The following is a 16,364-nucleotide window of genomic DNA, read 5'->3' on the forward strand; positions in this document are numbered from 1 at the left end:
GACCGGAGTCCTGACTTGGCCACTGGTACGGAACCCCAACCGAAGAGCGGCGGCGTACACACCGGTACGCGCGCCGCGATCGACGCCCCGCATCTGCGGACCGACCGCTGGTGGCTGGCCCCGGCCGTCACCGCCGCCGGACTGCTGGCCTTCGTCGTCTACTCGACCTGGCGGGCCTTCGCGGACTCGAACTACTACTCGGCGCCCTATGTCTCGCCGTTCTACTCGCCCTGTCTGGCCGACCGGTGCCGGACGATGCACGCGGGCCCGAACGCGGATCTCTTCGGGAGCTGGTGGGGCATCTCCCCCGCCATCATCATCCTGATCTTCCCGCTCGGCTTCCGCCTGACCTGCTACTACTACCGCAAGGCCTACTACCGGGGCTTCTGGGCCTCGCCCCCGGCCTGCGCGGTGGCCGAGCCGCACAAGAAGTACAGCGGTGAGACCCGCTTCCCGCTGATCCTGCAGAACGTCCACCGGTACTTCTTCTACGCGGCGCTCCTGGTGGCGGGCACGCTGACGTACGACACCGTGCTGACCTTCCGCGACGAGCACTACCACTGGGGCCACATGGGCCTGGGCACCCTCGTCTTCGTGGCCAACATCGTGCTGATCTGGGCGTACACCCTGTCCTGCCACTCCTGCCGGCACATCGTCGGCGGCAAGCTCAAGCACTTCTCCAAGCATCCCGTGCGCTACAAGGCGTGGAAGTTCGTCGGGAAGCTGAACAACCGTCACATGCAGCTCGCCTGGGCGTCGTTGATCAGCGTGGCGGCTGCCGACTTCTACGTGTACCTGGTCGCCTCCGGCGCTTTCAACGATCCGAGGTTTTTCTGATGTCCGTGGTCGAGCGACAGGAGTGGGACGTCGTCGTGGTCGGTGCCGGTGGCGCCGGTCTGCGGGCCGCCATCGAGGCGCGCGAGCGCGGTGCCCGTACGGCGGTGATCTGCAAGTCGCTGTTCGGCAAGGCCCATACGGTGATGGCCGAGGGCGGCATCGCGGCGGCGATGGCCAACGTCAACGAGCACGACAACTGGCAGGTCCACTTCCGCGACACCCTGCGCGGCGGCAAGTTCCTCAACCAGTGGCGCATGTCGGAGCTGCACGCGAAGGAAGCCCCGGACCGCGTCTGGGAGTTGGAGACCTGGGGTGCCCTCTTCGACCGTACGAAGGACGGCAGGATCTCCCAGCGCAACTTCGGGGGCCACGAGTACCCGCGCCTCGCACACGTCGGCGACCGTACGGGACTTGAGCTGATCCGCACGCTCCAGCAGAAGATCGTGTCGCTCCAGCAGGAGGACCACAAGGAGACCGGCGACTACGAGTCCCGTCTGAAGGTCTATCAGGAGTGCACCGTCACAAGGGTGTTGAAGGACGGCAGCCGGGTCTCCGGGGTCTTCGCCTACGAGCGCGAGACGGGCCGTTTCCTCGTCCTGGAGGCGCCCTCCGTGGTGATCGCGACCGGCGGGATCGGCAAGTCCTTCAAGGTGACGTCCAACTCGTGGGAGTACACGGGCGACGGCCACGCGCTGGCACTGCTCGCCGGAGCGCCCCTGCTCAACATGGAGTTCGTGCAGTTCCACCCGACGGGCATGGTCTGGCCGCCGTCCGTGAAGGGCATCCTCGTCACCGAGTCGGTGCGCGGCGACGGCGGGGTGCTGCGCAACTCCGAGGGTAAACGCTTCATGTTCGACTACATCCCCGACGTCTTCAAGGAGAAGTACGCCGAGTCGGAGGCAGAGGGCGACCGCTGGTACGAGGACCCCGACAACAACCGCCGTCCCCCTGAACTCCTCCCCCGCGACGAGGTCGCCCGCGCCATCAACTCCGAGGTGAAGGCGGGCCGCGGCTCGCCGCACGGCGGGGTCTTCCTGGACGTGTCGACGCGGATGCCGGCGGAGGTGATCCGGCGCCGACTCCCGTCCATGTACCACCAGTTCAAGGAGCTGGCCGACGTCGACATCACGGCGGAGGCGATGGAGGTAGGGCCGACCTGTCACTACGTGATGGGCGGTGTCGCGGTCGACTCGGACACGGCGGCGGCACGCGGGGTACCGGGGCTGTTCGCGGCCGGTGAGGTGGCCGGGGGCATGCACGGCTCCAACCGGCTGGGCGGCAACTCCCTGTCCGACCTGCTGGTGTTCGGCCGCCGGGCGGGCTGGCACGCGGCGGACCACGCGGCCGACCTGGCGGACAGCCGCCCGCTGGTGGACGACACAGAGGTCGACCTGGCGGCGGCGGAGGCACTGCGCCCCTTCTCGGCGGAGGGCCCCGAACCCGGCAAGGAGAACGGGCGCCCACCGGAGAACCCGTACACCCTCCACCAGGAACTCCAGCAGACCATGAACGACCTCGTCGGCATCATCCGCCGCGAGGGCGAGATGGAACAGGCGCTGGAGAAACTGGCGGATCTCCGGGTACGGGCCCGTAGGGCGGGAGTCGAGGGCCACCGCCAGTTCAACCCCGGCTGGCATCTCGCCCTGGACCTGCGGAACATGCTGCTGGTCAGCGAGTGCGTGGCCCGGGCCGCGCTGGAGCGCACCGAGTCGCGCGGCGGACACACCCGCGAGGACCACCCCGGCATGAACCGCGACTGGCGCCGCATCAACCTGATCTGCCAACTGACCGACCCCAACGGCGGGTTGGCGGCCACCGACCCGGTGTCCGGCCAGATCAGCCTGACCCGCGAGACGACCGACCCCATCCGCGCCGACCTGCTCGCCCTCTTCGAGAAGGAAGAGCTGGTCAAGTACCTCGCCGAAGAGGAGCTCTACGAGTGAGCAGCTACGAGGCCCGCTTCAAGGTGTGGCGGGGGGACGTCAAGGGCGGCGACCTGGAGGACTTCAAGGTCGAGGTCAACGACGGCGAGGTGATCCTCGACATCATCCACCGCATCCAGGCCACCCAGGCCTCCGACCTCGCCGTGCGCTGGAACTGCAAGGCGGGCAAGTGCGGTTCGTGCTCGGCGGAGATCAACGGGCGCCCCCGGCTGATGTGCATGACCCGCATGTCGGTGTTCACCCGCGAGGAGACGATCACGGTCACCCCGCTCCGCGCCTTCCCCGTCATCCGCGACCTGGTCACGGACGTCGGCTTCAACTACCAGAAGGCCAGGGAGGTTCCGGCGTTCGTGCCGCCGGAGGGGGTGGGTCTCGGCGAGTACCGGATGATGCAGGAGGACGTCGACCGCTCGCAGGAGTTCCGCAAGTGCATCGAGTGCTTCCTGTGCCAGGACACCTGCCACGTCGTCCGCGACCACGAGGAGAACAAGACGGCGTTCGCGGGCCCCCGATTCCTCATGCGGGTCGCGGAGTTGGACATGCACCCGCTGGACGCGGCGGCGGACTCCGGCCTCGACCGCAAGAAGACCGCCCAGGACGAACACGGCCTCGGCTACTGCAACATCACCAAGTGCTGCACCGAGGTCTGCCCCGAGGGCATCCACATCACGGACAACGCCCTGATTCCCTTGAAGGAACGGGCGGTTGACCGCAAGTACGACCCGCTGGTGTGGCTGGGGTCGAAGATCAGGAGGCGTTCTTCAGAAAGCTGAGGACCTGGCCGAGGTTGTGCTCGGCGATGCCGCGCATGAACTCCGGGTCGTGGAAGTCCCCGACGTCGAGGAGGCGGAGGGGGCCTGCCACGAGGGAGAGGTGCATCGCCAGGCGGTACAGGCGCAGGCGGTCCTCGTCCAGGCCCTCGGTGAGCAGGGCGTCGTAGTGGGGGCCGAAGCGCAGGCGGAGGAAGGCGTGTTCCCACTCGGCGTCGAAGTACATGAGGCCCTCGATGTCGATGAGGGCGAGGTCTCCGTCGGGGGTCACGCGGACGTGGTCGGGGCCGAGTTCGCCGTGGATGAGGGTGGGGGGCTCGGCGCGGGGGCGGATCTGCGCGGCCAACCCCCTTAGCCAGTCGGCCAGTCGGGTGTGGACAGCGGTGACTCGGGGCTCGCGGCCGGCGAGTTCGTCGAGGTCGCTCAGGGCGCGTGCGACGACGATCTTCTCGCATGACCTCCCGTACGAGGAACCGCCGTTGTCGACGACCACGACCTTGCCGAAGCGCGGACCCGTGCAGGCGTGCAGGGTGTCGAGCAGGGCCGTCATCCGCTCCAGTGCCTCCGCCTTTACGGCGGCCGGGGCGCCGTTCAGCAGGTCCTCCAGGGTGCCGCCCGGGAGGTCCTCGACGATCGCCACGTCCGCCGGGAGGTGGGTGTGCGTGGGGTCGGCGTGGAGGAGTCGGGGGGCGCGGACGCCGGCCGCGGCGAGGCGGTTCGCCGCCGCGGTGAAGAGGGGGAGGCCGGAGGCGTGGGAGAAGGGGTCGCGGGGGTCGCCGGGGCCGGCGTCCCAGAGGTCCTCCTCGGGGGACCAAACGTAGGCGACCGCGGTCGAACCGTCCTCGAAGGCAAGCCTGTAGACGCCCTTCTTCGAGCCGCCCCGGATGCGGGTGACGGTCGTCGGAGTGCGGCCGAGGGCGGACCGGGCGAGCGGTGCCAGGTCGTCGCGGGTGAGGGACTTGCGCGTGCTGGTCACAGGGTCGCGGGACGCCGGGCGCGCGACTGGAGCAGGAAGCCGGAGAGGATCAGGACAAGGCCCAGCGGTCCCAGGAAGTCGAGCAGCGCCTGCGAGTGCCCCAGCCAGCGCAGGCACATCTCCGTCGCCAGGCCCACGGCCGACATCAGCGCGCCGTACCCCCACAGGTCCGGCCGTACGACTCTGGCCCGCAGTGCCGGCGGCAGCCAGCCGGTCGTCAGCGCAATCACTCCGGGCGTCGCCATCGCCACAATGGCCACCGCACCGATTACGGTCCACACCATCGCCCACCCCCATCAGACGTGCTGGATCATCGCACCCCTGGCTGTGAACAGCACCGTATTTTCAGGGAACTTGAGCGCGCGCTCAGCGCACCCAGCCCTCCCGGTACGCCGTCCAGTCCGCCTCCGTCGCCGCGAAGTCGACGTACAGGGCGACGCCGAAGTTCGTACGGTCCGCGTCCGTGCGGGACAGGCCGAGGCGGACGCCGCGTACGGCGGCGGGGACGGTCTCGGCGGCGCCGCGGTGGCCGAAGCGGTTCTCGTGGAAGAAGGGCAGGCCCATGAGGAGGTCGGTGGAGTCCGGGGTGACCTCCAGGGCGAGCGAGGTCTGTTGGGCGACGTAGCCGCCGTAGAGGCTCTGCAGGGGTTGCATCGTGTCGTACGACATGACGGCGATCTGGTCGACGCGGCGGGCGACCTGGCCGAAGTACGCCTGCGACCACCACTTGGGGTGGTTGGTGACGGTGCCCCAGAAGGAGTGGAAGGCGGGGAGCGGGTCGATCTGGTGGGCGGCGACGGAGAGTTGGGCGTCGTGGGCCCGGGTGACCTCGTGGAGTCTGTCGAGGAGGTCGAGGTAGTCGGCGTCGCCGGAGTGGAGGGGTTCCAGGTCGAAGTGGGCGCCCTCGAAGCCGGCGGCGAGGATCTGGCGGGTCGAGGCGACGATCGCTGTGCGGGTCGCGGGGTTCTGCAGGCGCAGGCCGTCCGGGCTCTCGGTGGCGAGCTTGTCGCCCAGCCAGGCCTGTACCCGGACCCCGGGAAGTTCCCTGTGCACCGACTCGATCAACCAGGCCGCCCTGGGATAGTCCGACGCCGGGAGGGTGCCGTCGTGCTCCAGGGGGCCTGAATGGACGTACAGATCGTGGATACCGGCGCTTTTCAGCCGACCGGCCAGCGCTGCGAAGTCCGCGTCGGTCTTGCGCCCGTCCACCCACGCGTGGCCCAGCCAGATCGCGTCCTGGCCCCGGGTGTACGTGCCGTCGGACAGCTCACCGGCGTAATTCACGCGGAGGGCGATCTCGGCGCCGAGGGCAGGAAGCAACAGGGCAAGCACAAGCGCGACGAGGCTCCGCCGAACCCACCTGGTTTTCCCACCCCGCCCACCCGTACTACTTTCGTCGTCGGCCGCGGGTGGCCCTTGTGGGGGTACGCCACCGCCGGCGACCTCCGGTGAATCGGTCCCCGCAGACCCGACGGTCGCTTCGCTCCCGCCGCGCTTCCCGATCTCCGGTTCCCCGGGTTCCGGACCAACTGGCACGTCCCCGTCCCCCGGACCGGCCGCCGCTTCCCGCTCTCCTTCCTCCAGACCCGCAGGTGGGTCTCCCCCACGCATCTCCGGATCCGGATCACCCGCACCCGCCGGCACGCCTCCCCCACCTATCCCCAGCCCAGCCGTCGCAGCCTCCGCTCCCCCTTCCCCCACTCCCCCCGAGCCCATCCCCGACCTCGCCCCCGAATCCCCTGCGTGCCCCATCCCCGTGCCGCCCCTCCCCCTAGCTGAACCCCTCGCACCACACACGCCCCGACATCCCACCCCAGGCCCACCCCGGTCGCGCGCCCGCAATCCTGCTCATACGCTCCGAAATGTGACGTCATCCTTGATACGGGGCCGGCCGCGGCGCGGGACCTCCCACATATCCGTGCGGGTGGGGCATGCCGTGCTGGGTGGGGCGGTCGGCGTCGTGTGGCTGGTGTTGCCGGTGATGACGATCAACGCGGATGTTCCGGTTGCGGCCGCCCGGGGTGGGCCCGTCGCCGGTGCGGGCGGACAGGGGCAGCAGCAGGCCGAGGGGACGACCTCCGGCGCCGACCTCGTCCTCCCCCTCGTCGCCGTCGGCGGAGTAGCCGTACTCGCGGGGTACGGGTATGTGCGGCGCACCCGTAGGGCCCGTACCCGTACGACCCCCGGTGCCGGTGTCGTCTCACCCCAACCCCCCGTCACCCCGCTCCCCGTACTGGAACGCCAGGCCGGTGCCGCCCTCGTCCAGGCCGACGACTGCCTGCGCACCAGCAGTGAGGAACTCGCCTTCGTCGAGGCCCGGTTCGGGGCGACGGCCGTCGAACCGTTCGTACGGGCCCTGCGGGACGCCGAGCGCGAACTCTCCGCCGCCTTCGCGATACGCCTGCGCTACGACCGGGGCGTCCCGGAACCGAAGGAAGAAGCCGCCCGGCGGCAGGCCCTCGCCGGCATCGTCGGACGGTGTGCCGAAGCCGGGCGGCGGCTGGACACCGAAGCGCCCGCCTTCGATCAACTCCGGGCGTTGGAGCAGGAGATGAACGAAGCGCTCGGCGTCGCGGAGGCCCGGTTCCGCGAGCTGGCCGGCCGCACAGGGGGCGCGGACGCCACCCTCGCCGACCTGCACGCCCGCTACCCGGCACCCGCAACCTCGACCGCCTCCGTCACCGGGTACGTCGAACAGGCCAAGGACCGGCTCGTGTTCGCCACCACCCACCTCAACCAGGCCCGTCAGGCAGCCGACTTGGGACACACCGGCGAGGCCATACGCTCCCTCCGCGCCGCCGAGGGCGCCATCAGTCAGGCCGGCGTCCTCCTGAACGACGTCGACCGGCTCGCCAACTCACTCGCCGCCGCAGCGGAGTTGGTGCCCGCCACACTCACCGGCGCCGAATCCTGCATCGCAAGGGCAACGGCAACGGCAACGGCCAAGTCACCGACAGGGCCGCTCCGCACCCACCTCGCCCACGCCCACACCACCCTCGCCGCCGTACGAGAGGAACTGACCGGTGACCGCCCCGACGGCTACGACCCCCTCGACGCCCTGCGCCGCGTCGTCCAGGCCATGCTGCCGCTGGGCGGGGCGCGGGACGGGGTCCTCGGCGCCGCCGCGTGGCTCGTCGGGCGGAGTGACGTGGGCTCGGCGGACGGTTTCGTGGCGACGCACCGGGGTGCCGTGGGCGTGGAAGCCCGCACCCGGCTGGCCGAAGCGGAGCTGCTGCTCACCACCGACCCGGCCGCGGCCGACGTACCCGCGCTGGAGGCCCGCGAGTCGGCCGAGCGGGACGTCCGCGTGCACGGGAACCCGTACGCCGGTGCCGCCGAGCACACGAGCGGGGTCGGCGGGGCGGTCCTCGGCGGGATCCTCCTCGGCGAGGACCCGGACGGCGGCCCGCCCCTCACCTTCGGCGGACCGGCCACACGGAAACGCCGCGTCCTTCCGCCGACGTAGAACACCGCAATGGAGACCGGCCAAGCCACATCCGCAGCTGACCGCCCTCAGAACAGGCTCAGCAACGCCTCCGCCGGATCCACCACCCCGTTCTCCCCGTCCGGCAACGGCAGTTCGAACCACACCGTCTTGCCGCGTGGCGTCCGGCGGGAGCCCCAGGCCGCCGACAGGAGGCCGACCAGTTGCAGGCCCCGGCCGCCCTCGTCCGTGTCGCGGGCGCGGCGGCGGCGGGGCTGGACCAGGCCCGCGTCCCAGACCTCGCACACCAGGGTGCGGTCCAGCAGGAGACGGAGCCTGATGTCGCCCTCGCCGTACCGCAGCGCGTTCGTCACCAGTTCGCTGACGAGCAACTCGGCGGTGTCGATGAGGGGTTCGAGGTCCCAGGACTGGAGTCGGGCGCGGGCGTACTCGCGGGCGCGGCCCACGCTGCGGGGTTCGCGCGGCAGGGTCCAGTCGCCGACCGAGTCGGCCGGCAGGCCCTGGACGCGGGCCATGAGGAGCGCGATGTCGTCCTCGCCGTGGTGGGTGTCGAGGGTGCTGAGGACGTGGTCGCAGACGTCTTCCAGGTCGCGGTGGGTCTCGGCGTTCAGTGCCGCCGCGGGGGACGGGCCGCCGTCGGACGAACCACGGGTCGCCGGGTCCGTCAGAGCGCCCACGAACGCCTGGAGGCCCTCGTCCAGGGGGTGGTCGCGGGATTCGACCAGTCCATCCGTGTAGAGCGCCAGGAGCGCGCCTTCGGGGAGTTCGACCTCCACCTCCTCGAAGGGCTCGCCGCCGACCCCCAGGGGCATGCCGGGCGGGACGTCGAGCATCAGCGCGGCCTCGCCCGGTTCCACCAGGACCGGCGGGAGGTGGCCCGCGTTGGCGAACGTGCAGCGCCTGGTCACCGAGTCGTAGACCGCGTAGATACAGGTCGCGAGATACACCTCCGCGAGGTCCGCCTCGCGGGGGCGGCGGGCCGCCCGGGTGGCCTGTTGGACTCCGCCGGGGGTGCCGAGGCCTCGCGCGATCTCGTCCAACGCCGAGAGGACCTCGGCCGGTTCGAGGTCGAGGAGGGCCAACGTGCGGACGGCCGTGCGGAGTTCGCCCATCGCCACCGCCGCGCGTAGACCACGTCCCATCACGTCTCCCACCACCAACGCCGTGCGGTGGCCGGGGAGTTCGATGACGTCGAACCAGTCGCCGCCGACCTCCGTCGCCGCGTTCCCGGGCAGGTAGCGGCAGGCGATGTCGAGGCCGGATGCCTCCGGGTCGCCGGGCGGGAGGAGGGACCGCTGCAGTATCAACGCCCGTTCGTGCTCACGCCGGTACAGCCGCGCGTTGTCGATACAGACGGCGGCCCGCGCCGCCAGCTCCACCGCGAGATCCCGGTCCCGGTCCCCGAACGGCTCGCTGCCCTTCGTACGGGCGAACTGCGCGAGTCCTACGACGGTGTCGTGGGCGACCATCGGCACGGCCAGCGTGGACTGGACCGGGCCGCCCTCCTCGGCGGGGACGTACTGCGGGCGGGCGGTGCGCAGGGCGTCCGCGCAGGGCGAGTTGAAGGGGTAGTGGTGGACCGCGTTCACGGCCACGGGTGCGCCGCCGCCGACGAACGGGGCGTCGGAGACCGCGCTGGCGAAGGCCACCCGGCGGAGCTCCGCGCTGCCGTCGGCACGGCCTGGCGGGGTCTCGTCGCCGGCCAGCAGGCCCTGGTAGAGATCGACGGTCGCGAGGTCGCAGAAGCCGGGGACGACGACGTCGAGGAGTTCGCGGGCCGTGGTCTCCAGGTCGAGGGAGTTCCCGATGCGGGCGCCGGCCTCGTTCAGAAGGGCGAGATTGCGCCGCGCGGAGGCGGCCTCGCGGGCGGCGGCGCGGCGGGCGGTGACGTCGGTGCCGAGCCAGGCGATGCCGATGGGGCGGCCGCTGCCGCTGTGCACGCGATAGAGGTTGATGGACCAGTGGCGGCGTTCCTCGGAGCCCGGCACGAGGCCGGTGACATGCATGTCCGTGATGGAGTTGCCGGTCTCCAGGACGCGGCGCAGGGTCGCGGTGACCCGCTCGGCCTCGGGGCTCTGCAGATAGTCGTGGACGCCCCGGCCGCGGTGGTCCTCGGGGCTGCCGCCGAAGGTGTTGGCGATCTGCTGGTTGGCCCGCCGGACCCGCAGGTCGGGGTCGATCAGCAGGAACCCGAACGGAGATTGACCGAATATCGACTGCGAGGCGGCGAGATCGGTCTCGATCCGGCGCAGGATGCGGACGTCGACGACGATGCAGACGGCGGCCCGCTCGCCCTCCTCGGTCCGGGTCGGCATCACATAGACCTCGGCGAGCCCCTCCTTGCCCGGTTCGCCGCCGGCGGTCCCCGGCACCTTGAAGGGGACCACTCCGGTCCACTCCCGGCCGTCCAGGATCTCGGCCATCTTCCGCTGGCCGCGCTCGTGCAGTTCGGGGTCGACGAACGCCTCGATGGGATCCATGCCCACCGCGCGCTCCGTGGGGATGCCGAACAGCTGCTCGGCCCGCAGGCTCCACTGGTCGACGAGCCCGTCGGGGCCTATGGAGAAGGAGGCGACCTTGATGTAATCGTAGATCGAGCCGGGTGGGCTGCTCTGCCACATGGCGTCGCCGACGGTCATCGCGTCGCCGCCGGGCACACCCGACATGACGTCGGCGGCGGACACGCCGTCGCCTCCGGGCACGTCGATGTGACCCGGGGCCTCAGCCCTCGCGCGGTCCGACGGGTCCTCGGACTCCGTGGCCTTCGCTGGTATCTCGCTCACGCGAACCGTCCCCTCCAGCTCACCGCGTCCGGCACCGGTCACCGGGGGCGGCTGCCCGCAGTATCCAGCACTACGGCGCCGCACAACACGGTGTTCACGATCACAGGACAATCCCGATGCATTTCGGACCTGCCCGCGACAACACTCCCAGTCTTCTAACCAGCGGACACGCAGTCGAACCACGCCGATCGACAACCGTCACAGGCCTGAACCAGTCGGTGGACACGGCTGTCCGGTTCGTACAGCTGTGTTCGGCCCCGAATCACCCGGGTACGGCCAGCTCGAACCACACGGTTTTGCCCGTTTCGCCGGGCCGGGTGCCCCAGCGGACGCAGGCGCCGGCGACGAGTTGGAGACCCCGGCCGCTCTCGTCCTCGGGGCGGGCGACACGCTCGCGGGGCGGGTCGGGCAGCGGGTCGGAGACCTCGACCAGCAGCACACCGGCCGGGCCGGCGGGCCGGACCAGGCGGACGCCGATGGGGCCGGTGGCGTGCCGCAGCGCGTTGGTCACCAGCTCACTGACCAGAAGCGCCGCGATGTCGGCGAGGGCGTCGAGGTCCCAGTCCCGCAACTGGCCGCGGACGGCGGTGCGTGCGGTGCGGACGGCTCCGGGGTCCGCGGGAAAGGTCCACTCGGCGCAGTCGCCTTCGGTGTCGATCAAGCCGATCACATCCCGGGCCAGCCAGCACACCCATGTCCGATTTCATGGGGTTAATTGGCACATACCCGATATTCAGGGCCCGGTACCGTCCCCGAGGGCGCACTGTGGCACGAACGGCGTACACCGAGCCCGGCGCGCTCCGCCGTCCCGGCCCACGACGACTTCAGCGCGCCCCCGCGTCCAGGAGCGCGAGTGTCTCCCGTACGGCGGGCACGTCCTGGTCGAGCCAGTCGACGGTCCAGATGTCGGCGGGGGCGAGCCAGCGCAGTTCGTCGTGGTCTTCGAGGGGCTCGGGCTCCGCCGAGCCGGGGAGCAGCCGGGCCGTCCAGACCTGGAGGACGTACGGCGGCTTCAGCGGCCACTGTCCCGGGACGCGCTCCACGGTCTCGGCGTCGACGCCGAGTTCCTCGCGCAACTCGCGCACCAGCGCGGTCTCGGGGCGCTCGCCGGGTTCGACCTTGCCGCCGGGGAGTTCCCAGCGCCCGGCCAGTTCGGGGGGTGCGCTGCGGCGCGCGGCGAGCAGTCGGCCGCCGTCGAACAGGGCGGCTCCGACCACCACGATCCGTGTCGTCATGCGCGGGAGCCTACGGGGTGCGAGGGCGCCGTCAGTTGCGGGTGGCGTCCTCGCTCTGTCCGATCCGCTCGACCCAGTAGAGCTGCTTGTGCCCGCGGTCGTCGAGGCTGTCCGCGATCTTCTGGGCCTCGGCGCGGGTCGCGTACCGCCCCACGCGGTAGCGATTGCCGTTGTCGTCCTGCCGTATCACGAGCCAGGGAAGAGTGATCGTGCCGTCGTTCATCGCCATCGCGCCCCTCCGCCTCCCGCTCGCGGTTCGTGCCGTGCCCCACCCCATAAGGAAACCGCAATCCGCATATGCCGGAGCCTACGCCTAACCTTCACGCAGCGAATACGGGTTTTCACAAAGAGGTACGCAACCAGCCAGGACGGAGGGGGCGCACGATGACGAACGCGCCGTTGGCGCACCTCGACGCATCCGGTGAGAGGCACGCTACAGGCGCGGTGAACGACCTGCGAGAAAGACCGGAATCCAACGGCGCCCGAGGCAGGGCGGATTGACCGGTTCCGGCGACAAATGCCGCAAGGGGTGGACTACTTCACACGAGGCGCACTCCTCGGTGCGCTACTTGACCGGCAGGTGGTAGGCGATCCGGTAGCGGTCGGCCGGGACCACGACATCGGCCGTCTCCACCGGGCGCCCCGAGGCGTAGTACGTCCGCTGGATGACCAGGACCACGTGCCCGGGGACTCCCCCCAGGGCGAGCAACTCCTCGGCGAGACCCGGCCGGGCGCCGACCTCCTCCGTGACGTTGTCCACGACGACGTCGATGGCGCGCATCCGCTCGACAACGCCCATGCCGCCCAGTGGCCCTTCCTCCGGGAGCATCACGGGCGTACGGCCGGTCACCGCGAGGGGCTCCCAGGACGTGGAGAGCATCATCGTCTCGCCCGCGTCCCGGAACACGTACTTCGTGCACATCACGCGCTCACCGGGCTGAAGGGCGAGCCGCTCGGCGATGGTGCCGCCGGCCTCCACCTGCTCGCTGCTGGACTCCCAGGTGCCGCGTGCCTCCCCCTCGGCCTGCTCCTGCCGGAACGGGGTCGCGCCGGCCGGCGGCCGGAACCCGGAGCGGGAGACGCGCCGCGGCACGGGACGCTCGCGCACGTACGTCCCCGACCCGGAGCGGCCCTCGACCAGCCCCTCGGCCATCAGCACCTTGCGCGCTTCGAGCGCGACCGTGTCGGAGACCCCGTACTCCTCGCGGATCCTGGCCTGCGAGGGCAGCCGGGTGTGCGGGGGCAGCTGGCCGTCGACGATCTTCTTGCGGAGATCACCCGCGACGCGCAGATACGCCGGCTGCTCACCGAATGTCACTGGCCGCTCCCATCAGGTTGTACAGACAGCAACAGCCTGGCAACCGTGGGTTGTGCCATGCAAGCAAAGGCCAGAGAATCACTCGATGTGATGACTTATCCCCGGCGTGGGCTTTACCCAGGCACTTTCTCCCCGCTATAGGAGCCGTCACACCTCCATGCCGCCGGCGTCTCCCCCACCGTCCCCGCCACCGTCGTTCTGGTCGTACGACGGAGGGGTCGTGGCGAGCCCCAGAGCCTCGCGGGCGGTGACCGACTTCTGCGGGTCGATCAGGGCGGCGCCCTTGTCGTAGTGCGCGTAGAACTCGTCGGCGTCCGAGGCCTTGGCGGCCTTCGCCCACTCCTTCTGCGCGGCCCGCAGATCCTTGACCAGGGCCGCGACGGGCTTGGCGGAACCGCCGGGCCACTGGTGGCTGTTGAGCAGGTCGGCCTGCTGGGTCAGCGCGGTCGAGACCCGGCCCGCCCAGGCCTTGTGCCCCGGCAGGTCGTCCTCGACGTACTGCGCGTCGGGGGCCGAGTCCAGCGCCGAGTTGAGGACGTGGGCCGCCTTCAGATACGCGACCTGGTCGGAGTCGAGGGTCGTGGCGTCGTTGCGCAGCGAACCGCCGGGCAGGCTCGCCTCCTCGTCCGTGTTGCCGAACACGCAGGTGATCTCGCGGTCGCCCAGGCTCCAGCTCTGCGCGGTCGGGGTGACGTAGTAGATGTCCACGTCGTCGGGCACGGCCCAGCCGTCCATGGCGTAGGCGTCCTGGAGGGCGTAGCACTTGTCGTCGGCGGTGGCGGTGACCTTCTTGTCCCCGGGGTACGAGCCGCCGCCCATCCGCACGACGGCGAACACCTCCCCATCGTGCTCGCCGTCGCAGGACACCACGTCGAAGTCGTACGTCATGCCCTCCAGCGAACCGCTGGGCGCGTCGAAGCACTCGCCCTTCACCGGAGAGGCGCTGGAGTCGTTCCGCGCGCTGTCCTTGACCTCGTCCCAGAAGCCGGTCGCCGCGCCGGTAGCCCCGAGCACCCACACCATCAGCCCGAGCGCCGACAGCACCATGCCGGCCGCCGCCATGCTCCGCCCGCGCTCACCCCGCTTCTTGATCTGGTTCAGCGAGATCAGCCCGAGGACGAACCCGACCCCCGGTATGCAGCACAGGACGCCGAGCACGAGAGCGGCGACGGACATGCCGTTGAGGGGCGCGGGGTTGTTGTACGGGGTGTAGCCCTGGGACCAGGTCTGGTAGGGCTGCGGGCCGTAGGGACCCGGAGGGGTCTGCGTGCCTTGGGGGTACGGGGCGTAGGGGATCTGCGGCGGTGTCCCGTACGGGGGTTGGGGCTGCGTGCCGTAGGGGGTGTACGGGTCCTGTGACGGCGCGGCGTACGGGTCCTGCTGGGGCGGGGCGTACGGGTTGTACGGGGTGGATGCCTGCGGGGAGGGAGCCTGGGCCGGGGGCTGGTCCTGGGGGCTCTCGGGGCCCTGGGCGGGCGGACCTTGGGGCTCCGGGGGCGGAGGTATGGACACGGGTACCGTGCTCCTGGTTCAGGCGGGGATCTCCGGAAGGAGAGCTGGAGATCTTCAGATGCGGGACTGACGTACGACTTGGCGCATGGTAAGCGTGAGGTGAGCGGGGGCGGCCGACGGGGGCACGGTGTTCTCGGGGGCGGGGTGGGGCACGGAACCGGAGTTGTTCCCTGAGCGGGACCGGGGCTGATCATCGGGGCGGGGCGGCCGACGATAGCCTTCCCGTGCGCGATCTTGTGATCGGGCGATCTTGCGCTACGGGACTCATGGGGGCGGAATTGGGAGCGGTCGGGGGGATGGCGGTTCAGGGCGCGGTGGTCGAAGGCACCGCGGTCGGAGGGACCGTCGACGCGGTCAATCGGCTGACGGCGCGTTGGGCGGACGCGGCGACCGGGGGCACGGTGTTCTCGGCGGCCGGGGTGTGGCCGCTGCTCGCGTTCCTCGCCGACGGGGCGTCGGGCGCCGCGCGGGCGGATCTGGCGGACGCGGTGGGGATGCCCGCCGGCCAAGCGGCCGGTGCCGCGCGGGAGTTGTTGGACGCGATGGGGTCGATGCCGGGTCTGGACTCCGCGCTCGGCCTGTGGACCCGGCGTGAGCTGGCCGTACGGGAGGAGTGGCGGGCCGGGCTGCCGGCGGGCACGCACGGTGTGCTCACCGCCGATCTCCCGGCCTCCCAGCGGGCGTTGGACACGTGGGTGGCCGAGCGGACGGGCGGGCTCATCGAGCGGATGCCGGTCGCGTTGGACGAGGACGTGCTGATGGTCCTGGCGAGTGCGCTCGCGCTCCGGACCGAATGGCCGCGCCCCTTCAGCGAGTTGATGCTCCGCCCTGACTCCGGGCCCTGGCAGGGGCGGCAGCTGGCCGGCCTGCACCGCACCGGCGTCCGCCTCGACCGGGTCGGCGTGGTGAGCGGCCCGCACGGGTACGTCACCCAGCTGAAAGTCCCCGGCGACAACGGGATCGACGTCCACCTGCTGCTGGGCGAGCAGCGCATGACCTCAGGTCAGGTGCTGGGCACGGGAGTTGACGTGCTGGCCCGCCGGCTCCCTGTCACACCGAGCGGCCAACTCCCGTACGGCGACGTGGGACCGGGCCTGCGCGTCGAGCAACAGCGCTGCGCCACACCGCAACCGCCGGAGCTGTCGGTCACGACGGTGGCGTACGACATGCGGGCGCGGCACGATCTCCGGGGCCTGCACGGCCTGTTCGGCCTCACGACGGCGATGGACACCAGGGACGGCCACTTCCCCGGCATCAGCCCGGCCCCGCTGGCCGTCGGGCAGGCCGAACAGTCCACGACGGCCCAGTTCGGCGCCCTCGGTTTCCGCGCCGCCGCGGTGACCGCCATCGCCCCGGTCGCCGGCAGCGCCCTGCCCGACCTCCGCTGTACGGCCACCGTCGTCACGGCCCGCTTCGACCGCCCGTTCGGCTTCCTGGCCGTATACCGGGAGTCCCGCCTGATCCTGACGGCGGGCTGGGTCACGGATCCGACGCCGTACGGGAACGGGTCGAATCCCGTGCGCTGACGCAGCGGTGTGTCCCTAT

The 16,364-nt window shown here is 71.0% G+C and carries 14 protein-coding genes; 5 read left to right on the forward strand and 9 right to left on the reverse strand.

Features of this window, described 5'->3' with window-relative positions:
• Window positions 1-15: 15 nt before the first annotated feature.
• Genes ACGFY9_RS42295 through ACGFY9_RS42305 form a run of 3 tightly spaced genes read left to right on the forward strand, consistent with a single transcriptional unit; the run spans window position 16 to window position 3,553 of the window.
• Complete coding sequence (locus ACGFY9_RS42295; protein ID WP_266861771.1) at window positions 16-837, forward strand: hypothetical protein; 822 nt, start codon at window positions 16-18, stop codon at window positions 835-837.
• A complete protein-coding gene (locus ACGFY9_RS42300; protein WP_393763446.1) occupies window positions 837-2,780 on the forward strand; it encodes a fumarate reductase/succinate dehydrogenase flavoprotein subunit in 1,944 nt (647 codons plus the stop codon). The genes ACGFY9_RS42295 and ACGFY9_RS42300 overlap by 1 nt, the downstream gene beginning before the upstream one ends.
• The gene (locus tag ACGFY9_RS42305) at window positions 2,777-3,553 is read left to right on the forward strand and encodes a succinate dehydrogenase/fumarate reductase iron-sulfur subunit (RefSeq protein ID WP_393763448.1); all 777 of its coding nucleotides are present in this window, start codon (window positions 2,777-2,779) and stop codon (window positions 3,551-3,553) included. Before ACGFY9_RS42300 ends, ACGFY9_RS42305 begins: the two co-directional genes overlap by 4 nt.
• Here ACGFY9_RS42305 and ACGFY9_RS42310 read toward each other — a convergent pair.
• From ACGFY9_RS42310 to ACGFY9_RS42320, 3 genes are all read right to left on the reverse strand, one after another.
• Window positions 3,528-4,526 carry a phosphotransferase family protein gene (locus ACGFY9_RS42310; protein ID WP_393763450.1) on the reverse strand — a complete coding sequence of 333 codons (999 nt, stop codon included), beginning with the start codon at window positions 4,524-4,526 and terminating at the stop codon, window positions 3,528-3,530. The two genes, ACGFY9_RS42305 and ACGFY9_RS42310, sit on opposite strands and share 26 nt — an antisense overlap.
• Entirely contained in the window at window positions 4,523-4,810 is a 288-nt protein-coding gene (locus tag ACGFY9_RS42315) for a hypothetical protein (RefSeq protein WP_393763452.1), read from the reverse strand. The genes ACGFY9_RS42310 and ACGFY9_RS42315 overlap by 4 nt, the downstream gene beginning before the upstream one ends.
• Before the next feature lie 82 nt (window positions 4,811-4,892).
• Entirely contained in the window at window positions 4,893-6,137 is a 1,245-nt protein-coding gene (locus tag ACGFY9_RS42320) for a hypothetical protein (protein ID WP_393763454.1), read from the reverse strand.
• 325 nt (window positions 6,138-6,462) lie between these two features.
• Here ACGFY9_RS42320 and ACGFY9_RS42325 point away from each other — a divergent pair, with 325 nt between their 5' ends.
• Window positions 6,463-7,992: a hypothetical protein gene (locus ACGFY9_RS42325; RefSeq protein ID WP_393763540.1), complete on the forward strand. Its 1,530-nt coding sequence runs from the start codon at window positions 6,463-6,465 to the stop codon at window positions 7,990-7,992.
• A gap of 47 nt (window positions 7,993-8,039) precedes the next feature.
• Here ACGFY9_RS42325 and ACGFY9_RS42330 read toward each other — a convergent pair whose 3' ends face one another.
• The 6 genes from ACGFY9_RS42330 to ACGFY9_RS42355 all read right to left on the reverse strand — a co-directional run bounded on the left by ACGFY9_RS42330 (window position 8,040) and on the right by ACGFY9_RS42355 (window position 14,819).
• The gene (locus ACGFY9_RS42330) at window positions 8,040-10,754 is read right to left on the reverse strand and encodes a SpoIIE family protein phosphatase (protein ID WP_393763456.1); all 2,715 of its coding nucleotides are present in this window, start codon (window positions 10,752-10,754) and stop codon (window positions 8,040-8,042) included.
• Window positions 10,755-11,016: 262 nt separating this feature from the next.
• Window positions 11,017-11,424 carry an ATP-binding protein gene (locus ACGFY9_RS42335; protein WP_393763542.1) on the reverse strand — a complete coding sequence of 136 codons (408 nt, stop codon included), beginning with the start codon at window positions 11,422-11,424 and terminating at the stop codon, window positions 11,017-11,019.
• 154 nt (window positions 11,425-11,578) lie between these two features.
• Window positions 11,579-11,989, reverse strand: coding sequence for a (deoxy)nucleoside triphosphate pyrophosphohydrolase (locus ACGFY9_RS42340; RefSeq protein ID WP_393763458.1), 411 nt, complete (start codon window positions 11,987-11,989; stop codon window positions 11,579-11,581).
• Between the two features lie 31 nt (window positions 11,990-12,020).
• Window positions 12,021-12,212: an SPOR domain-containing protein gene (locus tag ACGFY9_RS42345; protein WP_033286475.1), complete on the reverse strand. Its 192-nt coding sequence runs from the start codon at window positions 12,210-12,212 to the stop codon at window positions 12,021-12,023.
• A gap of 342 nt (window positions 12,213-12,554) precedes the next feature.
• Window positions 12,555-13,307 (reverse strand): GntR family transcriptional regulator, encoded by a 753-nt coding sequence (locus ACGFY9_RS42350; RefSeq protein WP_393763460.1) that lies wholly within the window; start codon window positions 13,305-13,307, stop codon window positions 12,555-12,557.
• Window positions 13,308-13,454: 147 nt separating this feature from the next.
• On the reverse strand, window positions 13,455-14,819 hold the full coding sequence (locus ACGFY9_RS42355; RefSeq protein ID WP_393763462.1) for a DUF4190 domain-containing protein: 1,365 nt from the start codon (window positions 14,817-14,819) through the stop codon (window positions 13,455-13,457).
• A 296-nt stretch (window positions 14,820-15,115) separates the two neighbouring features.
• Here ACGFY9_RS42355 and ACGFY9_RS42360 point away from each other — a divergent pair, with 296 nt between their 5' ends.
• On the forward strand, window positions 15,116-16,345 hold the full coding sequence (locus ACGFY9_RS42360; RefSeq protein WP_393763463.1) for a serpin family protein: 1,230 nt from the start codon (window positions 15,116-15,118) through the stop codon (window positions 16,343-16,345).
• Window positions 16,346-16,364 lie beyond the last annotated feature (19 nt).

The sequence above is a fragment of the Streptomyces sp. NPDC048504 genome (genome assembly GCF_043200035.1).
GTDB lineage: Bacteria > Actinomycetota > Actinomycetes > Streptomycetales > Streptomycetaceae > Streptomyces.

Excerpts from the sequence above, each read along its gene's own strand:
- ACGFY9_RS42300 (WP_393763446.1), top strand. The coding sequence starts at position 837 with ATGTCCGTGGTCGAGCGACAGGAGTGGGACGTCGTCGTGGTCGGTGCC.
- ACGFY9_RS42315 (WP_393763452.1), bottom strand. The coding sequence starts at position 4,810 with ATGGTGTGGACCGTAATCGGTGCGGTGGCCATTGTGGCGATGGCGACG.
- ACGFY9_RS42320 (WP_393763454.1), bottom strand. The coding sequence starts at position 6,137 with ATGCGTGGGGGAGACCCACCTGCGGGTCTGGAGGAAGGAGAGCGGGAA.
- ACGFY9_RS42340 (WP_393763458.1), bottom strand. The coding sequence starts at position 11,989 with ATGACGACACGGATCGTGGTGGTCGGAGCCGCCCTGTTCGACGGCGGC.
- ACGFY9_RS42345 (WP_033286475.1), bottom strand. The coding sequence starts at position 12,212 with ATGAACGACGGCACGATCACTCTTCCCTGGCTCGTGATACGGCAGGAC.
- ACGFY9_RS42360 (WP_393763463.1), top strand. The coding sequence starts at position 15,116 with ATGGCGGTTCAGGGCGCGGTGGTCGAAGGCACCGCGGTCGGAGGGACC.